Below are 22630 nucleotides of genomic sequence, written 5' to 3'. Positions count from 1 at the left end.
TCGGGTGCCAGGGTCAGTGGCCCTCGGCGGCGAGCTTGACGAAGCCGGCCTCGACGATGGCCTCGGCCTCCGCGGCGTCGCCCCAGCCCTCGATGTTGACGAACTTGCCCGGCTCGAGGTCCTTGTAGCGGGCGAAGAAGTGCTCGATCTCCTTGCGGGTCTGCTCCGGGATGTCGTTGACGTCCTGGATGTGCAGCCAGCGCGGGTCCTTGAACGGCACGGCGATCACCTTGGCGTCGCTGCCGGCCTCGTCGGACATGTTCAGCACGCCGACCGGGCGCACCTTGACGCCGACGCCGGGGAAGACCGGGTGCTCGAGCAGCACCAGCGCGTCGACCGGGTCGCCGTCGAGGCCGAGGGTGTTCTCGAAGAAGCCGTAGTCGGTGGGGTACACGAAGCTGGTGAACAGCACGCGGTCCAGGTAGACGCGACCGGTCTCGTGGTCCACCTCGTACTTGTTGTGGCTCCCCTTCGGGATCTCGATGACGACGTCGTATGCGGCCATGCCGATGCTCCTTAGCTGTTGGAAATCTGCACTAACGTTACTGGATGCGCCTCAACGGGTCCTCGGGTGAAGTGCCAGGTGGAGCGCCGGGCGGGGCTCCGCGCCGGCCGCGCCTGACGCCGCCGATCGCCGACGCCCGCCGCGCGGTACGGGAGGCCTTGGCCGCCGCGGCCGACCTGCCCGCCGTCGACCCGCACGACGACCACGGCCCGATCCGGCCTGCGCCACTCGCTCCCGGAGCGCTCGTGCTGGTCGGCCTGAGCGGGGGAGCGGACTCCCTCGCCCTCGCCGCGGCGACCGCGTTCGAGGCCCCGCGCCGCGGGTATCTGGCCGGCGCGATCGTGGTCGACCACGGCCTCCAGCCCGGCTCCGCGGAGGTCGCCGAGGGCGCCGCCGCGCAGGCCCGCGACCTCGGGCTCGACCCGGTGCTCGTGGAGCGCGTGACCGTCGCGAGCGGAGCCTCCGGCCCCGAGGGCGACGCGCGCGCCGCACGGCACGACGCCTTCGACCGCGCCCGCGCAGCCACCGGCGCCGCCCGCGTTCTGCTCGCCCACACGCTCGACGACCAGGCGGAGACCGTGCTGCTCGGCTTGGCGCGCGGCTCCGGCCCGTCCAGCCTCCAGGGGATGCGCCCGGACACCGGGACGCTGCTGCGCCCGTTCCTCGGCCTGCGCCGCCGGACGACGCGCGCCTTCTGCGCCGACAGCGGGCTGACCCCGTGGGACGACCCGCACAACGACGACCCCGCCTACGCGCGCGTCCGGGTCCGCACCCGGCTGCTTCCGGCGCTGGAGGACGAGCTCGGCCCCGGCGTCGCCGAGGCGCTCGCGCGCACCGCCGAACAGCTCCGCGAGGACGACGACGCCCTCGACGGCCTCGCCCTGGAGTGGGCGCAGGAGCTGGTCAGCCAGACCGACGACGGCGCCGTCGCGCTCGACGTCCGCGGCCTCGCCGCCGACCCCGCCGCGCTCCGCCAGCGGATCATCCGGCTGGTCGTCTCCGCCGAGTTCGGAGTGTCGCTGAGCAGGGCGCACACGCTCGCCGTCGCGGAGCTCATCACGGGCTGGCACGGCCAGGGACCGCTCAGCCTGCCAGGCGTTAGAGTTGTCAGGCAGAACGGCCTGCTCACGTTTCACCCCGACAGCTAAGGACAGCGCCTCCCTCATGGAACTCACGGACGTTCACGCCGACCTGACCGAGATTCTGATCACCGAGGAGCAGATCCGCTCCCGCATCGCCGAGCTGAGCAGGGTCGTGGAGGCCGACTACGCGGACAAGGACGTGCTGCTCGTCGGCGTCCTCAAGGGCGCCGTCATGGTGATGGCCGACCTGTCCCGCGAGCTGCGCATCCCGGTCACGATGGACTGGATGGCGGTCAGCTCCTACGGCAGCGGCACCGCGTCGAGCGGCGTCGTGCGCATCCTCAAAGACCTGGACACCGACCTCAGCGGCAAGACCGTGCTGATCGTCGAGGACATCATCGACTCCGGGCTCACGCTCTCGTGGCTGCTCGCGAACCTGCACAGCCGCGGCCCGGAGTCGATCGAGATCTTCACGCTGCTCCGCAAGCCGGAGGCCGCCCGCGTCGAGATCGACGTGAAGTACGTGGGCTTCGACATCCCGAACCAGTTCGTCGTCGGCTATGGCCTCGACTACGCCGAGCGTTACCGCAACCTCCGCGGCGTCGGCATCCTGGCGCCGGCCGTCTACAGCTAGGCCGCGTCGGGGGGATACAGCGATGGCGGAGGTCAAGACACAGCCGACGGACGCGGACGTCCGCGCGTTCCTCGAGGCCGCGACGCCCGCGCGGCGCAGGGCCGACGGCCTGGTGCTGGCGGACATCTTCCACCAGGTGACGGGCGCCGAGCCCGTCCTGTGGGGTCCGTCGATCGTGGGCTACGGCAGCTACCACTACGTCTCGCCGTCCGACCCGCGCCGCCAGGGCGAGTGGCCCAAGACCGGGTTCTCCCCGCGCAAGGCGCAGCTCTCGCTCTACGGCATCAAGGACCTGCCGGAGGGCGCAGCCCTGCTGCCATCGCTCGGCACGTTCACCGAGGGCGCCGGCTGCGTGTATGTGCGCAAGCTGGACGACATCGACCTCGCTGTCCTCCGCCGGTTGATCGCGATCGCGTGGGCGCGCGAGGACGACCCTCAGCCGCGGTAGACCTCGCGCCGGTGGGCGACCCGCAGCACGAGGATGACCAGCCGGTCGTCCTCGATGTCGTAGACGATCCGGTAGTCGCCCACTCGGACCCGCCAAGCGCCACCGCTGTCGACGAGCGGCTTCGCGGCGGGAGGTCGCGGCACCTCGGCGAGGAGCTCGACGACCGCCTGGATGCGGCGACGGGCCGGTGGGTCCAGCTTGCGCAGTTCTCTGGCCGCCGCCGGCGCGACGTCGATCCGGTAGGTCATGCCAGGCCGAGCTCTGCCTTCACGTCGTCCCACGGGATCGGTTCGGCCGCCGTCTCCTCGAGCTCGCGTCGGGCGGCGATCGCCGCCTGCGCGTCGTCCAGCTCCTCCAGCCGCTCGACCATGCGGTCGAAGTCGTCGGCGTCGACGAGCACGGCGACCCGCCGGCCCCGCCTGCTCAGGGAGACGAGCTCATGCTGGAGGTGCGCGCGGTCCACGAGGGCGCCGAGGTGCTGCTTCGCATCGGAGATGGGCATGAGTGCGGTCATAGCGACCATGGTAACCCAAAAGACCTATTAGTCCCTGAAAAGACCCATTCGACCGATTCGACCGATTCGGCCCTGTCGACTTGCGCCCACCCGCACAGCGTGGTCCGATGACCCCATGCCCTACGAACCTCTCGAGCTGTACCGACGCTGGCTTGCCGCGTGGAGCGACCGGCACGCGGCGCTCGAGCCCATCATCGCGGGCGACGCCGTCGGGCACTGGCCGGAGGGGGACGTCGTCGGGCCGCGCGGGTTCGCCAGGGCCATCGCCGAGACCGTCGACCAGTTCGATCGGGTCGAGTTCGACGTGAAGGCGGGGCCGCTCGTCGGAGACGGGTTCGTGGCGGCGCGGTGGGTCGTCACCTGTTTCATGGGCGACGAGACGATGTCGTTCGCCGGGCACGACTTCGTGCGGGTGGAGGACGGTGTGATCGCGGAGTACTGGCCGGCCATCCTGCCGACCTCCTGATCCGGCTCAGCGACTGGCAGAGACCGCCCTTCAGCAGTAAGCGCGCCCAGAGCGAACACGCAGCCGACCCACAGCGCCCAGGCGGTACTGTGGTCGCACCATGAACCTCAAGAAGATCTTCCGCGGCCCGATCCTGTATGTCGTGCTCGCGATCATCGCGGTGTGGATCGGCTCCAGCCTGATCACCATGTCGGGCTTCAAGCCCGTCACCACGCAGCAGGGGCTCGACCTCCTGCAGCAGGACAAGGTGTCGAGCGCGAAGATCGTCGACGGCGAGAACCGCGTCGACCTCATGCTCAAGCAGGCGGACGGCGCCAACGGCAACCAGGTGCAGTTCTACTACGTCACCCCGCGCGGCGCCGACATCGTCAAGGCGATCGACGATGCCAACCTCCCCAAGGGCTACGACGACTCCGTCCCGCAGCCCAACTGGTTCGTGAACATCCTCGGCTTCCTCATCCCCGCGCTGCTCATCGGCGTGCTCTTCTGGATCATGATCTCGGGCATGCAGGGCGGCGGCAACAAGGTCATGCAGTTCGGCAAGTCCCGGGCGAAGCTCGTCACCAAGGAGACGCCGAAGGTCACCTTCGACGACGTCGCCGGGTCCGACGAAGCCATCGAGGAGCTGGAGGAGATCAAGGACTTCCTCAAGGAGCCCGCGAAGTTCCAGGCGGTCGGCGCCCGCATCCCCAAGGGCGTGCTGCTGTACGGCCCTCCCGGAACGGGTAAGACCCTGCTGGCCCGCGCCGTCGCGGGTGAGGCGGGCGTCCCCTTCTACTCCATCTCCGGCTCGGACTTCGTGGAGATGTTCGTCGGCGTCGGCGCGAGCCGCGTCCGTGACCTCTTCCAGCAGGCCAAGGAGAACTCCCCGGCCATCATCTTCATCGACGAGATCGACGCGGTCGGCCGTCACCGCGGCGCCGGCCTCGGCGGCGGTCACGACGAGCGCGAGCAGACGCTGAACCAGCTCCTGGTGGAGATGGACGGCTTCGACCCGAAGACGAACGTCATCCTGATCGCGGCGACCAACCGTCCCGACATCCTCGACCCCGCGCTGCTGCGCCCGGGCCGCTTCGACCGTCAGATCGGCGTGGACGCTCCGGACATGCTCGGTCGCAAGAAGATCCTGGAGGTGCACGGCCGCGGCAAGCCGCTGGCGGCCTCCGTGGACCTCGAGGTGCTCGCCCGCAAGACTCCCGGCTTCACCGGCGCCGACCTGGCCAACGTGCTCAACGAGGCTGCTCTGTTGACCGCCCGCTCCAACGCGCAGCTCATCGACAACCGCGCGCTGGACGAGGCCGTCGACCGCGTCATCGCCGGTCCGCAGAAGCGCACCAGGGTCATGAAGGACCAGGAGAAGCTGATCACCGCGTACCACGAGGGCGGCCACGCCCTCGCCGCCGCGGCGATGCGCCACACCGACCCGGTGACCAAGATCACGATCCTCCCGCGCGGCCGCGCCCTCGGCTACACGATGGTGATGCCGCTGGAGGACAAGTACTCGATCACCCGCAACGAGCTGCTCGACCAGCTCGCCTACGCGATGGGCGGCCGTGTCGCGGAGGAGATCGTCTTCCACGACCCGACCACCGGCGCCTCCAACGACATCGAGAAGGCGACCTCCATCGCCCGCAAGATGGTCACCGAGTACGGCATGAGCGCCGACATCGGTTCGGTCAAGCTCGGCCAGGCGAACGGCGAGATGTTCCTCGGCCGCGACATGGGCCACCAGCGCGACTACTCCGAGCGGATCGCCGAGCGCGTCGACACCGAGGTGCGCGCCCTCATCGAGAAGGCGCACGACGAGGCGTGGGAGGTCATCAACGACAACCGCGCCGTGCTCGACCGCCTCGCGGCCGCACTGCTGGAGCACGAGACGCTCGACCACAACCAGATCGCGGAGATCTTCACCGACGTGAAGAAGCTGCCGGAGCGCCCGCAGTGGCTGTCCAGCGACAAGCGGCCGATCTCCGACCAGCCGCCCATCCCGTTCCCCAAGGCGCCCATCGACGCCGGGGCCGTGGACGGCGGGGTCGACTCGGAGCCGCCGTCGTCGAAGCCGAAGCGGGCTCCCGCCATCAAGCCGCGGCCGGCGACGGCCTAGGCCGCGCACCGCATGACCGGATTCGATCGCGCACGCATCGAGGCGGCCGTCGCCGAGATCCTCGCCGCCATCGGCGAGGATCCGTCGCGTCCGGGCCTGGCCGACACCCCGTCTCGCGTCGCCGACGCCTACGCCGAGTTCTTCTCCGGCGTGGGCGTCGACGCGCGTCAGCAGCTCGGTGAGCCGGTGCCGCTGGAGGACGCCCACGCCGAGACCGTGATCCTGCGGGACATCGCCTTCCGCTCGGTGTGCGAGCACCACCTGCTGCCGTTCCTCGGGGTCGCGCATGTCGCCTACCTGCCCGGCGACGCGGTGATCGGCCTCGGCCGCATCCCGCGCGTGATCGAGACGCTCTCGTCGCGCCCGCAGCTCCAGGAGCGACTCACCGAGCAGATCGCGGACACGATCGAGGAGGGCGCTGCGGCCCGTGGGGTGCTCGTGGTGCTGGACGCCGCGCACGAGTGCGTGACCACCCGCGGCGCGCGGCAGACCCGCGCCACCACCGTCACGATCGCCGCGCGCGGCGCCTTCGCCGAGCCCGCTTCCCGCGCCGAGCTCATCACGCTCATCGGCGGAGGCGCAGCATGACGCGCTCATTCGTGCCGAATGTCGACTCTCGCCGGCCGAAACGCGACATTCGTGCCGAATCGCGTGCCCTGGAGGCGTTGGCGTGACGTTGGTCATGGGCGTGCTGAACGTGACGCCCGACTCGTTCAGCGACGGCGGCCTGTGGCTGGAGCCGGAGGCGGCGGTCGCGCACGCGCTCGAGCTCGTCGCGCAGGGCGCCGACCTGATCGACGTCGGCGGAGAGTCCACCCGGCCCGGCGCGCTGCGCGTCGACCCGGACGAGGAACGGGCCCGCGTCGTCCCCGTCATCCGCACGCTCGCCGAGCACGGTGTCACCGTGAGCGTCGACACCCTCAACGCCTCCACCGCGCGTGCCGCCGCCGACGCGGGCGCCGCGATCATCAACGACGTCTCCGGCGGGTTGGCCGACGCCGGGATGCCGGACGCCGTGCTCGACACCGGACTCCAGTACGTCGTCATGCACTGGCGCGGCCGGCTCGACGCGGCCGACTCGCGCGCCGTCTACAGCCACACCGTGGCGGAGGTGCGCTCCGAGCTGTCCGCCCGCGTCACCAGCCTCCTCGACCACGGAATCGACCCGGCCAAGCTCGTGCTCGATCCCGGCCTCGGCTTCTCGAAGAACGCGCAGCACAACTGGCAGGTGCTCGCCGGCCTCCACGAGTTCGAGACCCTCGGCTACCCGGTGCTCATCGGGGCGTCGCGCAAGCGTTTCCTCGGAACGCTGCTCGGCGAGGGCGCCACCGTCGAGGACCGCGACGCACCGACCGCCGTCATCTCCGCGTTGGCCGCGCAGGCCGGCGTCTGGGCCGTGCGCGTGCACGACGTGGCGTCTACCCGGATGGCCCTGGATGTGGTGCAGGCGTGGCAAGCTGGACGCGATGACTGATTCCGCTGCCGTGTCCGTCTCGCGCACGCCGACGGACGCGATCGTGCTGACCGGGCTGCGCGTGCGGGCACACCACGGGGTGTTCGACTTCGAGCGCGCGAACGGCCAGGACTTCGTCGTGGACGTGACGGCGCACCTCGACCTGTCGCCGTCTGCGGCCTCCGACGACCTCGCCCGCACCGTCCACTACGGCGAGCTGGCGAACGAGATCGCCGACGCCGTCCGCCGCGACCCGGTCGACCTCATCGAGACGGTGGCGGAGCGCGTGGCCGGGGTGGTGCTCGCGCACGAGCCGGTGCACTCGGTGGAGGTCACCGTGCACAAGCCGGACGCCCCGATCGAGGTGCCGTTCGGGGATGTCGCCGTCCGCATCCTGCGGGGCCGGCCATGACGCCGCCGAACCGCATCGGGCGACCGGAGCGCTTGCGCGTCGGCGTCCCGGCCGTTCTCGCCTTCGGCAGCAACCTCGGCGACCGCGTCGCCACCATCCGCGAGGCGCTCCGGCTGCTCGGGGACGACCCCGGCCTCCGCGTCGAGGCGGTGTCCCGGCTCTACGAGACGCCGGCGCTCAAGCCGGAGGGCATCGACGAGGAGGCGCCCGCCTACCTGAACGCCGTCGCGCGGATCAACACGATCCTCGACCCGCTGGCGTTGCTTGCCGCGGTCAACGGTGTGGAGGACGCCCTCGGCCGCGTGCGCGAGGAGCGCTGGGGCGACCGCACCGTCGACATCGACATCGTGGACTATCAGGGGATCGTCGCCGACGACGACCCGCGCATCGTCCTCCCGCACCCCCGCGCGCACGAGCGCGCCTTCGTCCTGGTGCCGTGGCTCGATGTGGACCCGGACGCCGTGCTGCCGGGCTACGGGCCGGTCGCCGCGCTGGCGGCCCAGGCGACCGATCCGGTGACCCTGTACGAAGCGGGCGACGCATGAATCGCACGCGTCCCACCTCCCTGATCGGCCTCGGGGTGCTCGGACTGGTCGTCGGCTTCCTCGGGGAGTTCGCGGCGGCCGGCGCCGGCCTCGCCGTGTTCATCCCTCCGCTGACGCTGCCGATCACGCTGGTCGCGGTCGCGATCATCGTCGTGGCGTTCGCCATCCCGATCCGCCGGGCCGTGCGCGGCCGCAGCTCGCGCCGCATCGACCCGTTCCAGGCCACACGGATCGTCGTCCTCGCCAAGGCGTGCAGCCTGACCGGCGCGCTGCTGACCGGCGCGGGCGCCGGCATCCTGATCTACATCCTCACCAGGGACGTGCTGCCCGCCTCGAACGCGGTGCTGCTGACCTCGCTCGGCACGGCGGCGGCTGTCATCCTGCTCGTCGCGGGCCTGGTCGCCGAGTTCTTCTGCACCCTCCCGCCCGACGACAAGGACGACGACCCGGAGACCGCTCGTGCCCGCTCGCATTGACCTCACCGTCGGGGAGTGGAACCGCGTCTCGCCGAAGTACGTCGTCGTGGTGGTCGTCAGCACTCTCCTCAGCGGGCTCGTCCTCAGCGCGGGGACGGTGTTCCTGTGGCTGGTCGCCGGGTGGTCCTGGGCGTGGACGCTGCTGGTGGTCGTCGGGGTCGCGACGCTCATCGGGCTGTTCATCGCGAACCGGCGCACCCGGTCGATCGGGTACATCCTGCGCGCCGACGACCTGCTCTTCCGGCGCGGGATCATGTTCCAGCGCTTCGTGTCGGTGCCGTACGGGCGCATGCAGCTCATCGACATCACGCGCGGGCCGGTCGGGCGGATGCTCGGGCTGGCCGACCTGAAGTTCGTGACCGCTGCGGCGTCGACGAACGTGGTCGTCCCGGGACTCCCTGAGCCGCAGGCAGCGGACCTGCGGGACCGGCTGGTGGAGCTGGCGGAGAGCCGCCGGGCGGGGCTGTGACCATTCCGGAGCCCGGGGGCGTGCCGCGGGACGGGGGCGTGCCGCAGGGCGAGGCGCCGGGCGCATCGCTGCCGGGCGCACCGCTGCCGGGCGCACCGCTGCCGGGCGCACCGCTGCCGGGCGGCCCGCTGAACGCCGCCGAGCGCGCCGCCGAGCGCTTCACCGACGGCGAGTGGCACCGCCTCCACCCCGCGACGCCGCTGCTGCGCGGCGGCATCGTGTTCATCGCGGTCCTGGGTTTCGTGCTGTCCAACCTCCGCGAACGGCTGGTGAGCTTCTTCGTCGGAGCGCCCGACGTCGGCGGCGACCCGATCGACGCGATCGTCAACCACGGCTGGGAGGGCTGGGCGCTGCTCGGCGTCGCGGTCGTGCTGTTCGGCTGCCTCGCCGCGTTCTACGTGTCGTGGCGGATGCACAGCTTCCGGATCACCGGCGACGCGGTGGAGGTGCGCAGCGGCATCCTGTTCCGCACCCAGCGCAAGGCCAGGCTCGACCGCATCCAGGGAATCAACGTGCAGCGGCCGCTGCTTGCGCGCATCTTCGGGGCGGCGAAGCTCGAGATCTCGGTGGCAGGGCACGACGCGAACGTGACCCTGGCGTACCTCGGCTCGGTGCTGGCCGACGGGCTGCGGTCGGACGTGCTGCGGCTCGCGTCGGGTGTCCGGGAGGCGGAGGCCGCGGCGCCTGCTCCCGGGGTCGCCGTCGCGGCCTCCCGCGCCGCGCAGGTCGGCGACTTCGTCAGCCGGCGCATCGACGACTTCCTCGCGCCGGAGCTCGACCCGAACGCGGCGCCGCCGGAGTCGGTCGTGAAGATCCCGCCCGTCCGCCTCGCCGGCTCGCTCGTGCTGAGCGGCTTCTCGGTGTTCGTGGTCGCCGTGATCGTGCTCCTGGTGATCGGCTCCGCCGGCGGCGCGCCCTGGCTGCTGATCATCGTCCTCCCCGGCCTGCTCGGCTCGGCGAGCTTCTACATCAACCGGTTCACGAAGTCGCTCCGATACTCGATCGCGGGCACGCCCGACGGCGTCCGGATGGGCTTCGGCCTGCTCACGACGACCAACGAGACCCTGCCGCCCGGCCGCATCCACGCCGTCGAGGTGCTGCAGCCGCTGCTCTGGCGGCCGTTCGGCTGGTGGCAGATCCGCATCGACACGGCCGGCCACACGCGCGAGAAGGGCGCGGCGGGCCAGCCGAACACGACCATGCTGCCGGTCGGCGACCAGGCCGATGTGGCGAAGGTGCTGTCGCTGGTGCTCCCGGCGTTCACGGACGAGCACAGCGCCGCGATCCTGGAGGGCATGACCTCCCGCGGCCGCGACGCGTTCACCGGCAGCCCGCGCCGCGCGATCTGGCTGCGGCCGTTCTCGTGGCAGCGCACCGGCTTCCGGATGGTGGACGGGGCCGTGCTGCTGCGCCGCGGCTTCGTCTGGCGGAGTCTCGCGGTGGTGCCGCTGGCCCGGCTGCAGAGCCTGGAACTGCAGCAGGGCCCGCTGGATCGGCTGCTCGGACTGGCGGAGGCGCGCTTCCACACGGTGTCCGGGCCCGTGCATCCCCGGCTCGGCGCGATGGACGCGGCGGCCGGCGAGCAGCTCTTCGAGAGCGTGGCGGTGCGCGCCGTGGCGGCCGCCGCCGCCGACCGCACCCACCGCTGGAGGGACACCCCCGGATTCGTGCCGAATGTCGACTCCAACGCCACGAAAAGCGACATTCGGCACGAATCCGACGAGGAGGACGCATGAACGACAGCACCCGCAGCACCCGCCGCTCCGGCCGTCTCGGCCTCGGCATCGTCGGCGCCGGACGCGTCGGACCCGTGCTCGGCGCCGCGCTCGCCGGCGCGGGACACGCCATAGTCGGCATCTCCGCAGTGTCCGCCGAGAGCCGCGAGCGCGCTCACGCGATGCTGCCCCAGGCGCCGATCCTGGACGTCCCGACCCTCGTCGAGCGCAGCGAGCTCGTCATCCTCGCCGTCCCCGACCGCGAGCTGCCCGGCCTCGTCTCCGGCCTCGCCGCGACCGGCACCTGGCAGCCGGGCCAGCTTGTGCTGCACACCGCACCGGCGTACGGCGTCGAGGTGCTGCGCCCGGCCGCGGAGGCCGGCGCCATCCCGCTCGCGGTGCACCCGGCGTTCGAGTTCACGGGCACCAGCCTCGACCTCACCCGGCTGGCGGAGAGCTGGTTCGCCGTCACCGCGCCCACCCCGGTGCTCCCGATCGCGCAGGCCCTGGTGGTCGAGATGGGCGGCGAGCCGGTCGTGATCGCGGAGGCCGACCGCCCCGCGTATGCGGAGGCCATCGCGACGGCGACCGCGTTCTCGCGCTCGATCGTGGAGCAGTCCACCGGCATCCTCGCGGGGATCGGTGTGGAGAACCCCGGATCGTTCCTCAGCTCGCTGCTGCGCTCGGCCGTCGACAACGCCCTGACCCGCGCCGGAGCGCCGACCGCGCTCGACGTGGGCGACGTGCTGGAGGCGCTGGGCGCGGAGGACGCGCCGCGCGAGGGCGACCCCGGCGACGACGGTCGCGGCTGGTACCTCCGCGGCGAGTAGCCTGGATGCGGCCGCCTCGCCCGCGCGGGTCCGGCCCCAACGACCTCACCGCCACCATCCCGAGAGGACCGTCATGCCCGACGTCGTCACCACCATCGCCGAGCTGCGCGAGCGGGTGGCGCACGCCAGGCGGGAGGCCGCGCTCGACGGGCCCGCCGACGCCCCCACGGGCCGGGTCGTGCTGGTCCCGACGATGGGCGCCCTCCACCGCGGCCACCTGAGTCTGGTGAGCCGGGCCCGCGACCTCGGCGGTCTCGTGGTCGTGTCGATCTTCGTCAACCCGCTGCAGTTCGGCCCCAACGAGGACCTGGACCGCTACCCGCGCACCCTCGACGCCGACGTCGCCTCGCTCGACGGCCTCGCCGACCTGGTCTTCGCGCCGACCGCCGCCGAGATGTACCCGGACGGACCGTCCTCCACGCGGGTCACCGCCGGCGAGGTCGGCCGCCTGTTCGAAGGAGCCTCGCGCCCAGGCCACTTCGACGGGATGCTGACCGTCGTCGCCAAGCTGCTCAACATCGTCCAGCCCGACGTCGCCGTGTTCGGCCAGAAGGACGCCCAGCAGGTGCACCTCGTCGGCCGCATGGTCGACGACCTCGACCTCCCTGCCACCATCGCCGTGGTCGACACCGTGCGCGAAGAGGACGGCCTCGCCCTCTCCAGTCGCAACCGGTACCTGGACGACGACCAGCGGAGGGCCGCCATCACGCTGTCGCAGGCGCTCGCCGCCGGCGCGTCCGCGGCGTCCGGGGGAGTGGCCGCCGCCCTCGAAGCCGCGACCGCGCGCGTGGAGGCCGAGCCGGTCGTTAAACTGGACTATCTCGCGATCGTCGATCAGGACACGTTCCTCGAAGCGGGTGCGGACCTCCACGGTCCCGCGCTCCTGCTGATCGCCGCCCGCGTCGGCTCCACCCGCCTGATCGACAACGCCCGCATCACGCTCGGCTGAGCCTCCCCACGCCGCACGCCCGAATGAACCGCCGGAACGGAAAGACACGATGACCGAAGCGCCCGCCACCGACCTCAACGCCGACGGCGACCTCACCGCCGACGAGATCAGCGAGCAGAAGGCCGTCCGCCTGGCCAAGCGCGAGCGCCTCATCGCCGAGGCCGGCGACGCGGGCGGCGGCGCCTACCCGGTGCAGGTCCCGGTGACGACCACCATCCCCGAGGTGCGCGCCGCCTGGGGCCACCTGGAGGCCGACCAGACCTCCGGCGAGACCGTCGGCCTCGCCGGCCGCGTCGTCCACCAGCGCAACACCGGCAAGCTCTGCTTCGCCGTGCTCCAGTCCGGCGACGGCTCGCGCCTCCAGGCCATGGTCTCCCTGGCCGAGGTGGGCGAGGAGTCGCTGGCCCGCTGGAAGGAGCTGGTCGACCTCGGCGACCACGTCTTCGTCTCCGGCGAGGTCATCTCCAGCCGCCGCGGCGAGCTGTCGATCATGGTCCGCGGCTGGGAGATCGCGTCCAAGGCGATCCTGCCGCTGCCGAACCTCCACAACGAGCTCAACGAGGAGACGCGGGTCCGCAGCCGCTACCTCGACCTGATCGCCCGCGAACAGGCCCGCCGCAACGTCCTCGACCGCGCCGCCGCCGTCGCCAGCCTCCGGGGCACCTTCGCCGGCCAGGGCTTCGTGGAGGTCGAGACGCCGATGCTCCAGGTGATGCACGGCGGCGCCTCCGCCCGCCCGTTCGTCACGCACTCCAACGCGTTCGACACCGAGCTCTTCCTGCGCATCGCGCCAGAGCTGTACCTGAAGCGTGCGGTCGTCGGCGGCATCGACCGGGTGTTCGAGATCAACCGCAACTTCCGCAACGAGGGCGCGGACTCCACGCACTCGCCCGAGTTCGCGATGCTGGAGGCGTACCAGGCGTACGGCGACTACAACTCGATCGCCGACCTGACCCAGCAGCTCATCCAGGACGCGGCGCTCGCCGTCTCCGGCTCGCATGTGGTCACCTGGGCCGACGGCACCGCGTACGACCTCGGCGGCCAATGGGACCGCATCCGGATGTACGACAGCCTCTCGGAGGCCATCGGCGAGGAGATCACCCCGGCGACCCCGATGTCGCGGCTGCGCGAGTTGGCGGCGGAGGCCGACATCGAGGTGCCGCACCCGCTGCCCGGCAAGTACGTCGAGGAGCTGTGGGAGCACCACGTCAAGTCGGGGCTCGTGCGGCCGACCTTCGTCATGGACTTCCCGGTCGACACCAGCCCGCTCGTGCGCGCACACCGCTCGCGCGAAGGCGTGGTGGAGAAGTGGGACCTCTACACGCGCGGCTTCGAGCTGGCGACGGGCTACTCCGAGCTGATCGACCCCGTCGTGCAGCGCGAGCGCTTCGTGGAGCAGGCGCGCCTCGCGGCCGCCGGCGACGACGAGGCGATGCGCCTCGACGAGGAGTTCCTGCGCGCCCTCGAGTTCGGCATGCCCCCCACCGGCGGCATGGGCATGGGCATCGACCGCCTCCTCATGGCCCTCACCGGCCTCGGCATCCGCGAAACCATCCTCTTCCCCCTCGTCAAGTAGGCGCCCCCAAGCCATCTCTTCCGGAGTTGTGTACGCAACACGCCGAGCCGAAGCGTACATAACTCCGGAATTGATGGAGCGGGGGCCTAGCGGCGCTGGTGGAGGTGGGCTTGGGTGAGGGCGTCCATTTCTTCGTCGGACAGCTCGTCGAGCTTTTTGCCCTCGCGGCGGTCTAGGCGCATCCAGCGGATGAAGAGGATGACCAGGATCGGGACGTCGGCGATCTCGGCGATGAACCACAGGAAGTCGCCGGACAGGTGCTGGTCGTGCAAGGCGCTCGGGAACCACAGCGGCAACGGGCCGACGATCGCCGGCGCGTGGTCGAGCACGGCGTCGTTGAGCCGCAGCAGCAGCCCGGGGATGGCGTCGAGCAGCAGGGCGACGAAGGCCAGCAAGAATTCGACCGTGATGAAGAAGCTGGTGTGCATCACCGAGTGCGCCGCGATCGGCAGCACCATCAGCAGGCCCGCGAGCGGCACCAGCACGGAGATGGTCCACTCCGACCACGGGTTGTCGCGGAGGACGGCGGCGACCGGCGTCAGGAAGATCATGAACGCCGCACACGCGAACACCGTCGCGAAGATGGCGTTGCCGAACAGCCGCACCGGTCGCGACTGCAGGAACCGGTCGGTGCGCCCCTGACCCGTGCTGCCCAGCGCCACGCGGGCGAGCGCGATCGGCCTCCCGAGGCTGACGAGCGCCGGGACGACGAACAGCAGCAGCGCGATCCGCGTCGTGAACGCCCAGCGCAGCACCTGGCTCTCGGCACCGAGGAAGCCGAACGAGATGACCGCGTAGGAGCCGAGCCCGAGCAGCAGGTACATCCACGTCAGCCGCGCCGGCCAATGGTGGCCGCGGCGCCGCAGCGACAGCACGCCGCCGAGGTAGAGAGCCGCTGCTGCGACGAGCATGACCGCGGCCGCCGGGTCGAAGGACCAGGTGGTGAGGAAGACGAGGAAGGGAGGCGTGGTGCTGCTCCGGGGGAGTCGGGTTTCACATGTGCGGGAGGTACCATTATCCCGCTATGGGAGACATCATCGGTGGAATCGTCTGGTCGCTGGCCCCGACCGTGCTCGTCGGCCTGCTGTTCTGGGTGATCATGCGCGCCATCGTGCGTGCCGACCGTACCGAGCGCAAGGTGTACTCCCGCATGGAGAACGAGGAGCGCGCCCGCCGCGGCCTCGCCCCGAAGAGCTGAGCCGCGCTGTCTCGCTCGCGGGGCTCCACGCCCACTACGGTAGGCACTGAGGGCACTCATCCCGGTCCTCGACGCCTGACGCCGGAGGGGGCCGAATGGACGCGGGTTTGCTGACCACGACGATCGTCGTCCTCGCGCTGCTCCTCGACTTCGTCATCCGTGTCATCGCGATCATCGTCGTCCCGCGCAACCGCAAGCCCACCTCCGCCACCGCGTGGCTGCTGGCCATCTTCCTCATCCCGTACATCGGCGTGCTGTTCTTCCTGCTGATCGGCAGCTACAAGCTCCCGAAGAAGCGCCGCGAGAAGCAGGAGGAGATCAACACCTTCATCCTCGACAGCACCGAAGGTATGGAGCGGGTGCGCCGTGACCACCCGTGGCCGTCCTGGCTGGAGTCGGTCGTCGAGCTCAACCGCAACCTGGGCGCGATGCCGCTGGTCGGTGGCAACAAGGCCAGCCTCAACGGGCACTACGACGACTCGCTGGCCGCGATGACCGCCGCGATCGCCAACGCGAAGCGGTACGTGCACGTCGAGTTCTACATCCTCACGCTCGACAAGACCACCACCCCGCTCTTCGAGGCGATGGAGGCCGCGGTCGAGCGCGGCGTGATCGTGCGCGTGCTGCTCGACCACATCGCGTCGGTGCGCACGCCCGACTACAAGGCCACGATCAAGCGCCTGACCGCGATGGGCGCGAAGTGGCACCTGATGCTGCCGGTGCAGCCGTTCAAGGGCAAGTACCAGCGACCGGACCTCCGCAACCACCGCAAGCTGCTCATCGTGGACGGCCGGGTGGCGTTCATGGGGTCGCAGAACGTCATCGACCGCAGCTACAACAAGAAGTCGAACATCAAGCGCGGGCTCAAGTGGAAAGAGCTCATCGTCCGGCTGGAGGGCCCGATCGTCGCCGGTCTGAACGCGATCTTCATCACCGACTGGTACAGCGAGACCGACGAGCTGCTCCGCCGCGAGACGGAGCCGATCACCGACGAGGACGCCCGCAACGCGAACGACCCCGAGGAGCTCGACGCCCAGGTGGTGCCGTCCGGCCCCGGGTTCGCGGGCGAGAACAACCTCCGGCTCTTCCTCGCCCTGCTGTACTACGCGCAGGAGCGCATCGTCATCACCTCCCCGTACTTCGTGCCGGACGAGGCCATGCTCACGGCCATCACGACCGCCACCCAGCGGGGGATCGCCGTCGACCTGTTCGTCTCCGAGATCGGCGACCAGGCGCTGGTCTACCACGCGCAGCGCTCGTACTACGAGGCGCTGCTGCGCGCCGGGGTGCGGATCTGGATGTACAAGGCGCCGTACATCCTCCACGCCAAGCACTTCACGATCGACGACGACGTCGCCGTGATCGGGTCGAGCAACATGGACATGCGCTCCTTCCTGCTGAACATGGAGGTCTCGCTGATGGTCCGCGGACGCTCGTTCGTGGAGCAGATGCGCGAAGTGGAGGACGGCTACCGCCGCGACAGCCGCGAGCTGACCCTGGACGAGTGGATGAAGCAGCCCCTCCGCTCCACCGTCCTCGACAACCTCGCCCGACTCACCTCCGCCCTCCAGTAGCCCGTCGCTAACGGAGGAGATCCGGCCGCCCGACCTCCCGAATGACGGCCAACGGAGGACACCCGCCGAAATCCGACGCCGTTCTCCTCCGCTAGCCCCCGCCTCCCGCCGTCGCTAACGGAGGACATCCGGGGCCGGCGGGGACCGGACTCCTCCGGTGGCTGCCTATGGGCGGCGCGGCGGGGCGGATCTCCTCCGTTAGCCGCGCGGCTTCAGCCGCACCGTGGGCATGGCCGGCGCCGGCAGCGCGCCGCCCTCGAACCCGCCCACCGTCCCGAACCGCCCCTCCGGGTCTTCCCCGTCGATCACGTCGCGCTGCCACTCGGCCCGCGCCGCGACGATGTCCTCGTGGCTGCGACCGATGAAGTTCCACCACATGACGATCTGCTCGCCGAGCGGCTCGCCGCCGAGCAGCAGGAGGCGCGCGGGCCCGGCGGCCTCCACCTCCACGGAGTCCCGCCCTGGGCAGAGGTACGCCAGATGCGCGAGCGGCACGGCCGTCCCGGCGACCGTCACCTCACCGGCGTCGACCAGCACGCCGTGCTCGAACGCGGGGTCGAGCGGAACCGTCACGCGCGTCCCCGCCGGCACCGTGAGCTCGGCGCCGACAAGCGGCGAGAACACGGTCGCCGCCGTCCCGCTCCCGGCAAGCGCGCCGACGAACGTCCGCACGGTCGCGTCGCCGAGCGCCGCCGGCGACGGGACGTGATGCTCGAAGAAGGGGTCGACCTCCCGCGACGCGCTCGGCAGCGCGACCCAGAGCTGGACGCCGTGCAGCCGCTGCGTCCCCGGCGTCGACACCTCCGAGTGGCTGATCCCGCGCCCCGCCGTCATCAGGTTGAGCTCGCCCGGCCGCACAAGGGCGTGGCTGCCGACGCTGTCGCGGTGGTCGATCTCGCCCTCGAACAGCCAGCTCACCGTCTGCAGCCCGGTGTGCGGATGCGGCGGGACCTGCATCCCGCCGGTCAGCGAGACGTCATCCGGGCCGTAGTGGTCGACGAAACACCAGCCGCCGATCAGGGAGCGTTTCCGCTGCGGGAGGGTGCGCCGCACGGTCATCGCACGCGGGCCGCCGAGCGGGACCTCGCGCGGCTCCAGGATCTCCACGCCCGCGTCGGCGACGATCACGTCGTCGCCCGCGAGGACCTCCACCGGGTCGCGCTCGAGGTTGCTCATGGCGGCATCCTAGGCGTGATCGCGCCCCCATAGAATGAGCGCGTGAATCGTGCAGCGCGCCCCCGGATGTCCATCGCCGCCTCCGCCGTGCTCGTCGCCGCGGCCCTGCTGCTGGCGGGATGTACGAGCACGCAGGTGAAACCCGCGAAGGACTACGCGGGCGAGCCGCAGGGCGTCCAGCCTCCGGCGAGCAGCGCGGGCGGCGCCGCCTGGGCGACCTGGCTGGAGAACGGCAAGCAGTTCGGGATCGTGCTCAACGGCAGCTCCACCTGCCCGCCGACCGTGCAGTCGGTCAAGGTGGTGGCGTCCAACCAGCTGGAGGCCACGCTCGCCCCCGCGAGCGGCGGCGTCTGCACCCACGACATCGTCCCGCACACCACCGTGTTCGACACCCCGAGCGGCGTGACGACCAGTTCGGACGTCACCGTCAAGCTCCCCGACACCACCCTCACGATCGCCGCCATCCGCGGCTGACACGGCGTCACGCCTCCAGCGAACATGCCTCCGCAGCACAGGATGCCGCGGCTACCCTCGATGTATCGGCGCCGACCCTGCAACGGTGTCGCCAAGGAGTAGAAATGTTCGAGAGATTCACCGACCGCGCCCGCCGCGTCGTCGTCTTGGCCCAGGAAGAGGCCAAGATGCTCAACCACAACTACATCGGGACGGAGCACATCCTGCTCGGCCTGATCCACGAGGGTGAGGGTGTCGCCGCCAAGGCTCTGGAATCGCTCGGTATCTCGCTGGACGCCGTCCGCGAGCAGGTCCAGGACATCATCGGCCAGGGTCAGCAGCAGCCGACGGGCCACATCCCGTTCACCCCGCGTGCCAAGAAGGTCCTGGAGCTGAGCCTGCGCGAGGCCCTCCAGCTCGGCCACAACTACATCGGCACCGAGCACATCCTGCTCGGCCTCATCCGCGAGGGCGAGGGCGTCGCCGCCCAGGTGCTCGTGAAGCTGGGCGCCGACCTCAACCGCGTGCGCCAGCAGGTCATCCAGCTCCTCTCCGGCTATCAGGGCAAGGAGCAGGTGCAGGTCGGCGGCAACGATCAGGCGACGGCGCAGGCAGGTAGCCAGATCCTCGACCAGTTCGGCCGCAACCTCACGCAGGCCGCGCGCGACAACAAACTCGACCCCGTGATCGGGCGCGAGAAAGAGATCGAGCGCGTCATGCAGATCCTGTCGCGCCGCTCCAAGAACAACCCCGTGCTGATCGGCGAGCCCGGCGTCGGCAAGACCGCCGTCGTGGAGGGCCTCGCCCAGGCGATCGTCCGCGGCGACGTGCCCGAGACGCTGAAGGACAAGCAGCTCTACACGCTCGACCTCGGCTCGCTCATCGCCGGCTCCCGCTACCGCGGCGACTTCGAGGAGCGCCTGAAGAAGGTCACCAAGGAGATCCGCACCCGCGGCGACATCATCACCTTCATCGACGAGATCCACACGCTCGTCGGCGCCGGTGCCGCGGAGGGCGCGATCGACGCCGCCAGCATCCTCAAGCCGCTGCTGGCCCGCGGCGAGCTGCAGACCATCGGCGCGACCACGCTCGACGAGTACCGCAAGCACTTCGAGAAGGATGCCGCGCTGGAGCGCCGCTTCCAGCCCATCCAGGTTGCGGAGCCGTCGCTGCCCCACACGATCAACATTCTCAAGGGGCTGCGCGACCGCTACGAGGCGCACCACAAGGTGTCCATCACCGACGGTGCGATCGTCGCAGCGGCGAACCTCGCCGACCGCTACATCCAGGACCGCTTCCTGCCGGACAAGGCCATCGACCTGATCGACGAGGCCGGCGCCCGTCTGCGCCTGTCGATCCTGTCGGCGCCGCCGGAGCTGCGCGAGTTCGACGACAAGATCGCCGCCGTCCGCTCCCAGAAGGAGGCCGCGATCGAGGACCAGGACTTCGAGAGGGCCGCATCCCTGCGCGACGAGGAGAAGAACCTCCTCGGCGAGCGGCTGCGCCTCGAGAAGCAATGGCGCTCGGGCGACGTCAAGACGACGGCCGAGGTCGACGAGGGCCTGATCGCCGAGGTACTGGCTCAGGCCACCGGCATCCCGGTCTTCAAGCTCACCGAGGAGGAGTCCGCTCGCCTGGTGTTCATGGAGAAGGCACTGCACCAGCGGGTCATCGGTCAGGAGGAGGCCATCTCGGCGCTCTCCAAGACCATCCGCCGCACCCGCGCCGGCCTCAAGGACCCGAAGCGCCCCTCCGGCTCGTTCATCTTCGCCGGCCCCACCGGTGTCGGTAAGACGGAGCTGGCCAAGGCGCTCGCCGAGTTCCTGTTCGACGACGAGTCGGCCATGATCTCGCTCGACATGTCGGAGTACGGCGAGAAGCACACGGTTTCCCGGCTGTTCGGCGCCCCTCCCGGGTTCGTCGGCTTCGAGGAGGGCGGCCAGCTCACCGAGAAGGTCCGTCGCAAGCCGTTCAGCGTCGTGCTGTTCGACGAGATCGAGAAGGCGCACCCGGACATCTTCAACTCGCTGCTCCAGATCCTGGAGGAGGGACGTCTGACGGATGGCCAGGGTCGCGTGGTCGACTTCAAGAACACCGTGATCATCATGACCACGAACCTCGGCACGAAGGACATCTCCGGCGGCCCCGTCGGCTTCCAGATCGAGGGCGACCCGACCACCGGTTACGACCGGATGCGCGGCAAGGTCTACGAGGAGCTGAAGAAGAACTTCAAGCCGGAGTTCCTCAACCGCGTCGACGAGATCATCGTGTTCCCGCAGCTGTCCAAGCCGGAGCTGCTGCAGATCGTGGACCTGTTCATCAAGCGCCTCTCCGACCGGCTGCTCGACCGCGACATGACGATCGAGCTGGCGCTCCCCGCCAAGGAGCGGCTGATCGAGGTCGGCTTCGACCCGACGCTGGGAGCCCGGCCGTTGCGCCGCGCGGTCCAGCACGAGATCGAGGACCGTCTCAGCGAGAAGATCCTGCACGGTGAGCTGAACGCGGGCGACCACGTCCACGTCGACTTCGCTGACGGCGAGTTCGTGTTCACCACGACCGCCCGACTGGAGTCCGTCAGCGCCGGCGCCAACACCGCCGCCGCTATCGGCACCGGCTCGGTCACCCCGGACCTCGCCGCGAACGACTGACGCCACGCGACCCAGGGCCGGCCTCCGCACTCGCGGGACCGGCCCTTTCGCCATCCGTTCCGGAGTTGTGTACGCCTCCGGCCGGCGTGTCGCGTGCAGAACTCCGGAAGCGATGGATCGGTAGGGTGGGAGGCGTGAGTTCTGACGGCGCGTATGTGGTTCGGAGGGCGCGGACCAGCGACGTGCCCGGCATCCGGGAGCTCGTGGAGCCGCTCGTGCAGCGACGCATCCTGCTCGGCAAGGAGGCGGTGACCTTCTACGAGTCGGTGCAGGAGTTCCGCGTCGCCGAGACCCCGGACGGCGAGCTGATCGGCTGCGGCGCGCTGCATGTGATGTGGAGCGACCTCGCCGAGGTGCGCACGCTGGCGGTCGCCGATTCGTGGCTCGGCCGCGGTGTCGGCCGCGCGTTGCTCGGCCGCTTGGAGGCCGACGCCGCGGAGCTCGGACTCAGCCGGCTGTTCTGCCTCACCTTCGAGGTCGGCTTCTTCGAGCGCAACGGCTTCGTGGACATGGGGTCGGAGTCCGTCGACGCCACGCTGTACGCCGAGCTCGTCCGCTCGCACGACGAGGGCGTCGCCGAGTTCCTCGACCTCGCCCGCGTGAAGCCCAACACCCTGGGAAACACGCGCATGTTGAAGCGTCTCTGAGCGCGCCTGCACCGGCGTGTCGCGGGTCGGCGCTACTCTGCGGGCATGTCGACGTTCAAGAGCCCAGTCGGCCCGAAGCCGAGCAGCGTGTACTGGCGCCGTCGGCTCATCGTCCTCCTCGGCCTCGTCGCGGTCGTGGTGGTCATCGTCCTGATCGTGGTCCGGCCCGGCTCGTCGAGCGGTGAGCCCGCCACAGCGCCGGTCACGACGATCACTCCCGCGCCGACCGCGGCCGCGACGAGCATCCCGACCTCCAGCGCCAGCGCGAGCGGCCAGGCCTGCAAGCCGGCCGACGTCAAGGTGGAGGCCGTGACCGACGCCGACAGGTACACCGCGGGCCAGCTCCCGCAGCTCTCCGTCGCCCTCACCAACACGGGAGCGAACGCGTGCGTCCTCGACGCCGGGACCGCGCAGCAGGTGTTCACGATCACCAGCGGCTCGGAGGTCTACTGGAAGTCGACGGACTGCCAGAGCTCGAAGGTCGACGCCCAGGTGCTGCTGCAGCCGGGCAAGACGATCTCGTCGCAAACGCCGATCACCTGGGACCGCACCCGGTCCGACCCGTCGACGTGCCAGGCGCAGCGCGCGCAGGTGCCGGCGGCCGGCGCGTCGTATCACCTGCAGGTGTCGGTCGCGGGGATCACCTCGGCGACGACGAAGCAGTTCGCGCTGAACTGAGTGCGTGTTCGTCCTCCACAGAAGCGGCTCTGGTGGGACTCATCCACGAGTTCCGCGATCCTCCCGCGGATGACGGTG

General features: G+C 70.6%; 26 protein-coding genes. 21 read left to right on the top strand and 5 right to left on the bottom strand.

Annotated elements, in window-relative coordinates:
- Positions 1-13: 13 nt before the first annotated feature.
- The gene (locus ACFRFH_RS02830) at positions 14-505 is read right to left on the bottom strand and encodes an inorganic diphosphatase (protein WP_382461495.1); all 492 of its coding nucleotides are present in this window, start codon (positions 503-505) and stop codon (positions 14-16) included.
- Positions 506-549: 44 nt separating this feature from the next.
- Between ACFRFH_RS02830 and tilS the strand changes: the two genes are divergently transcribed.
- The 3 genes from tilS to ACFRFH_RS02815 are packed head-to-tail and all read left to right on the top strand — an operon-like array spanning position 550 to position 2669.
- Entirely contained in the window at positions 550-1653 is a 1104-nt protein-coding gene (gene tilS / locus ACFRFH_RS02825; RefSeq protein ID WP_382461494.1) for a tRNA lysidine(34) synthetase TilS, read from the top strand.
- 16 nt (positions 1654-1669) lie between these two features.
- The gene (gene hpt, locus ACFRFH_RS02820; protein ID WP_382461493.1) at positions 1670-2221 is read left to right on the top strand and encodes a hypoxanthine phosphoribosyltransferase; all 552 of its coding nucleotides are present in this window, start codon (positions 1670-1672) and stop codon (positions 2219-2221) included.
- A gap of 22 nt (positions 2222-2243) precedes the next feature.
- Entirely contained in the window at positions 2244-2669 is a 426-nt protein-coding gene (locus tag ACFRFH_RS02815) for a DUF1801 domain-containing protein (RefSeq protein WP_382461492.1), read from the top strand.
- Here the strand turns inward: ACFRFH_RS02815 and ACFRFH_RS02810 are convergent.
- Together ACFRFH_RS02810 and ACFRFH_RS02805 are read right to left on the bottom strand one after the other, a co-directional pair.
- Complete coding sequence (locus ACFRFH_RS02810) at positions 2657-2917, bottom strand: type II toxin-antitoxin system RelE/ParE family toxin (RefSeq protein ID WP_370054818.1); 261 nt, start codon at positions 2915-2917, stop codon at positions 2657-2659. The two genes, ACFRFH_RS02815 and ACFRFH_RS02810, sit on opposite strands and share 13 nt — an antisense overlap.
- Positions 2914-3183, bottom strand: a complete 270-nt coding sequence (locus tag ACFRFH_RS02805; protein ID WP_382461491.1) for a type II toxin-antitoxin system Phd/YefM family antitoxin — start codon at positions 3181-3183, stop codon at positions 2914-2916. Before ACFRFH_RS02805 ends, ACFRFH_RS02810 begins: the two co-directional genes overlap by 4 nt.
- A 115-nt stretch (positions 3184-3298) precedes the next feature.
- Between ACFRFH_RS02805 and ACFRFH_RS02800 the strand changes: the two genes are divergently transcribed.
- From ACFRFH_RS02800 to lysS, 12 genes are all read left to right on the top strand, one after another.
- Complete coding sequence (locus ACFRFH_RS02800) at positions 3299-3649, top strand: nuclear transport factor 2 family protein (protein WP_382461490.1); 351 nt, start codon at positions 3299-3301, stop codon at positions 3647-3649.
- 100 nt (positions 3650-3749) lie between these two features.
- A complete protein-coding gene (gene ftsH, locus ACFRFH_RS02795) occupies positions 3750-5753 on the top strand; it encodes an ATP-dependent zinc metalloprotease FtsH (protein WP_382461489.1) in 2004 nt (667 codons plus the stop codon).
- A 12-nt stretch (positions 5754-5765) separates the two neighbouring features.
- Complete coding sequence (folE, locus tag ACFRFH_RS02790; protein WP_382461488.1) at positions 5766-6341, top strand: GTP cyclohydrolase I FolE; 576 nt, start codon at positions 5766-5768, stop codon at positions 6339-6341.
- A gap of 82 nt (positions 6342-6423) precedes the next feature.
- Positions 6424-7227 (top strand): dihydropteroate synthase, encoded by an 804-nt coding sequence (folP, locus tag ACFRFH_RS02785; RefSeq protein WP_382461487.1) that lies wholly within the window; start codon positions 6424-6426, stop codon positions 7225-7227.
- Complete coding sequence (gene folB / locus ACFRFH_RS02780) at positions 7220-7618, top strand: dihydroneopterin aldolase (protein WP_382461486.1); 399 nt, start codon at positions 7220-7222, stop codon at positions 7616-7618. The genes folP and folB overlap by 8 nt, the downstream gene beginning before the upstream one ends.
- Positions 7615-8163: a 2-amino-4-hydroxy-6-hydroxymethyldihydropteridine diphosphokinase gene (folK, locus tag ACFRFH_RS02775; RefSeq protein ID WP_382461485.1), complete on the top strand. Its 549-nt coding sequence runs from the start codon at positions 7615-7617 to the stop codon at positions 8161-8163. The genes folB and folK overlap by 4 nt, the downstream gene beginning before the upstream one ends.
- Positions 8160-8639, top strand: a complete 480-nt coding sequence (locus tag ACFRFH_RS02770; protein ID WP_382461484.1) for a DUF3180 domain-containing protein — start codon at positions 8160-8162, stop codon at positions 8637-8639. Before folK ends, ACFRFH_RS02770 begins: the two co-directional genes overlap by 4 nt.
- Positions 8623-9108 (top strand): PH domain-containing protein, encoded by a 486-nt coding sequence (locus ACFRFH_RS02765; protein WP_382461483.1) that lies wholly within the window; start codon positions 8623-8625, stop codon positions 9106-9108. The genes ACFRFH_RS02770 and ACFRFH_RS02765 overlap by 17 nt, the downstream gene beginning before the upstream one ends.
- A 20-nt stretch (positions 9109-9128) precedes the next feature.
- A complete protein-coding gene (locus ACFRFH_RS02760) occupies positions 9129-10844 on the top strand; it encodes a PH domain-containing protein (protein WP_382461482.1) in 1716 nt (571 codons plus the stop codon).
- Entirely contained in the window at positions 10841-11653 is an 813-nt protein-coding gene (locus tag ACFRFH_RS02755) for a Rossmann-like and DUF2520 domain-containing protein (RefSeq protein WP_382461481.1), read from the top strand. The genes ACFRFH_RS02760 and ACFRFH_RS02755 overlap by 4 nt, the downstream gene beginning before the upstream one ends.
- Positions 11654-11726: 73 nt before the next feature.
- Positions 11727-12602, top strand: coding sequence for a pantoate--beta-alanine ligase (gene panC / locus ACFRFH_RS02750; protein WP_382461480.1), 876 nt, complete (start codon positions 11727-11729; stop codon positions 12600-12602).
- Between the two features lie 49 nt (positions 12603-12651).
- Positions 12652-14178: a lysine--tRNA ligase gene (gene lysS, locus ACFRFH_RS02745; protein ID WP_382461479.1), complete on the top strand. Its 1527-nt coding sequence runs from the start codon at positions 12652-12654 to the stop codon at positions 14176-14178.
- 86 nt (positions 14179-14264) lie between these two features.
- Here the strand turns inward: lysS and ACFRFH_RS02740 are convergent, their stop codons facing one another.
- The gene (locus ACFRFH_RS02740) at positions 14265-15089 is read right to left on the bottom strand and encodes a cytochrome c oxidase assembly protein (RefSeq protein ID WP_382461478.1); all 825 of its coding nucleotides are present in this window, start codon (positions 15087-15089) and stop codon (positions 14265-14267) included.
- A gap of 113 nt (positions 15090-15202) precedes the next feature.
- On the opposite strand from ACFRFH_RS02740, the gene ACFRFH_RS02735 reads away from it, so the two are divergent.
- Both ACFRFH_RS02735 and cls read left to right on the top strand, forming a co-directional pair.
- The gene (locus tag ACFRFH_RS02735) at positions 15203-15376 is read left to right on the top strand and encodes a hypothetical protein (protein ID WP_370054798.1); all 174 of its coding nucleotides are present in this window, start codon (positions 15203-15205) and stop codon (positions 15374-15376) included.
- A 95-nt stretch (positions 15377-15471) separates the two neighbouring features.
- Positions 15472-16950, top strand: a complete 1479-nt coding sequence (gene cls, locus ACFRFH_RS02730) for a cardiolipin synthase (protein WP_382461477.1) — start codon at positions 15472-15474, stop codon at positions 16948-16950.
- 198 nt (positions 16951-17148) lie between these two features.
- Here cls and ACFRFH_RS02725 read toward each other — a convergent pair whose 3' ends face one another.
- Positions 17149-18126 (bottom strand): pirin family protein, encoded by a 978-nt coding sequence (locus tag ACFRFH_RS02725; RefSeq protein WP_382461476.1) that lies wholly within the window; start codon positions 18124-18126, stop codon positions 17149-17151.
- Between the two features lie 42 nt (positions 18127-18168).
- Between ACFRFH_RS02725 and ACFRFH_RS02720 the strand changes: the two genes are divergently transcribed.
- The 4 genes from ACFRFH_RS02720 to ACFRFH_RS02705 all read left to right on the top strand — a co-directional run bounded on the left by ACFRFH_RS02720 (position 18169) and on the right by ACFRFH_RS02705 (position 22552).
- Positions 18169-18600 (top strand): hypothetical protein, encoded by a 432-nt coding sequence (locus ACFRFH_RS02720; protein ID WP_382461475.1) that lies wholly within the window; start codon positions 18169-18171, stop codon positions 18598-18600.
- 104 nt (positions 18601-18704) lie between these two features.
- Positions 18705-21227 (top strand): ATP-dependent Clp protease ATP-binding subunit, encoded by a 2523-nt coding sequence (locus tag ACFRFH_RS02715; protein WP_382461474.1) that lies wholly within the window; start codon positions 18705-18707, stop codon positions 21225-21227.
- A 134-nt stretch (positions 21228-21361) separates the two neighbouring features.
- Positions 21362-21874 carry an amino-acid N-acetyltransferase gene (locus ACFRFH_RS02710; RefSeq protein WP_382461473.1) on the top strand — a complete coding sequence of 171 codons (513 nt, stop codon included), beginning with the start codon at positions 21362-21364 and terminating at the stop codon, positions 21872-21874.
- A gap of 45 nt (positions 21875-21919) precedes the next feature.
- Positions 21920-22552 carry a hypothetical protein gene (locus ACFRFH_RS02705; RefSeq protein WP_382461472.1) on the top strand — a complete coding sequence of 211 codons (633 nt, stop codon included), beginning with the start codon at positions 21920-21922 and terminating at the stop codon, positions 22550-22552.
- The last annotated feature ends 78 nt before the right edge of the window (positions 22553-22630 follow it).

It is taken from the genome of Leifsonia sp. NPDC056824, from assembly GCF_042789575.1.
Lineage (GTDB): Bacteria > Actinomycetota > Actinomycetes > Actinomycetales > Microbacteriaceae > Leifsonia.
Note: the sequence above shows the minus strand (reverse complement) of the source record. Positions and strands in the feature narration are given on the sequence as shown.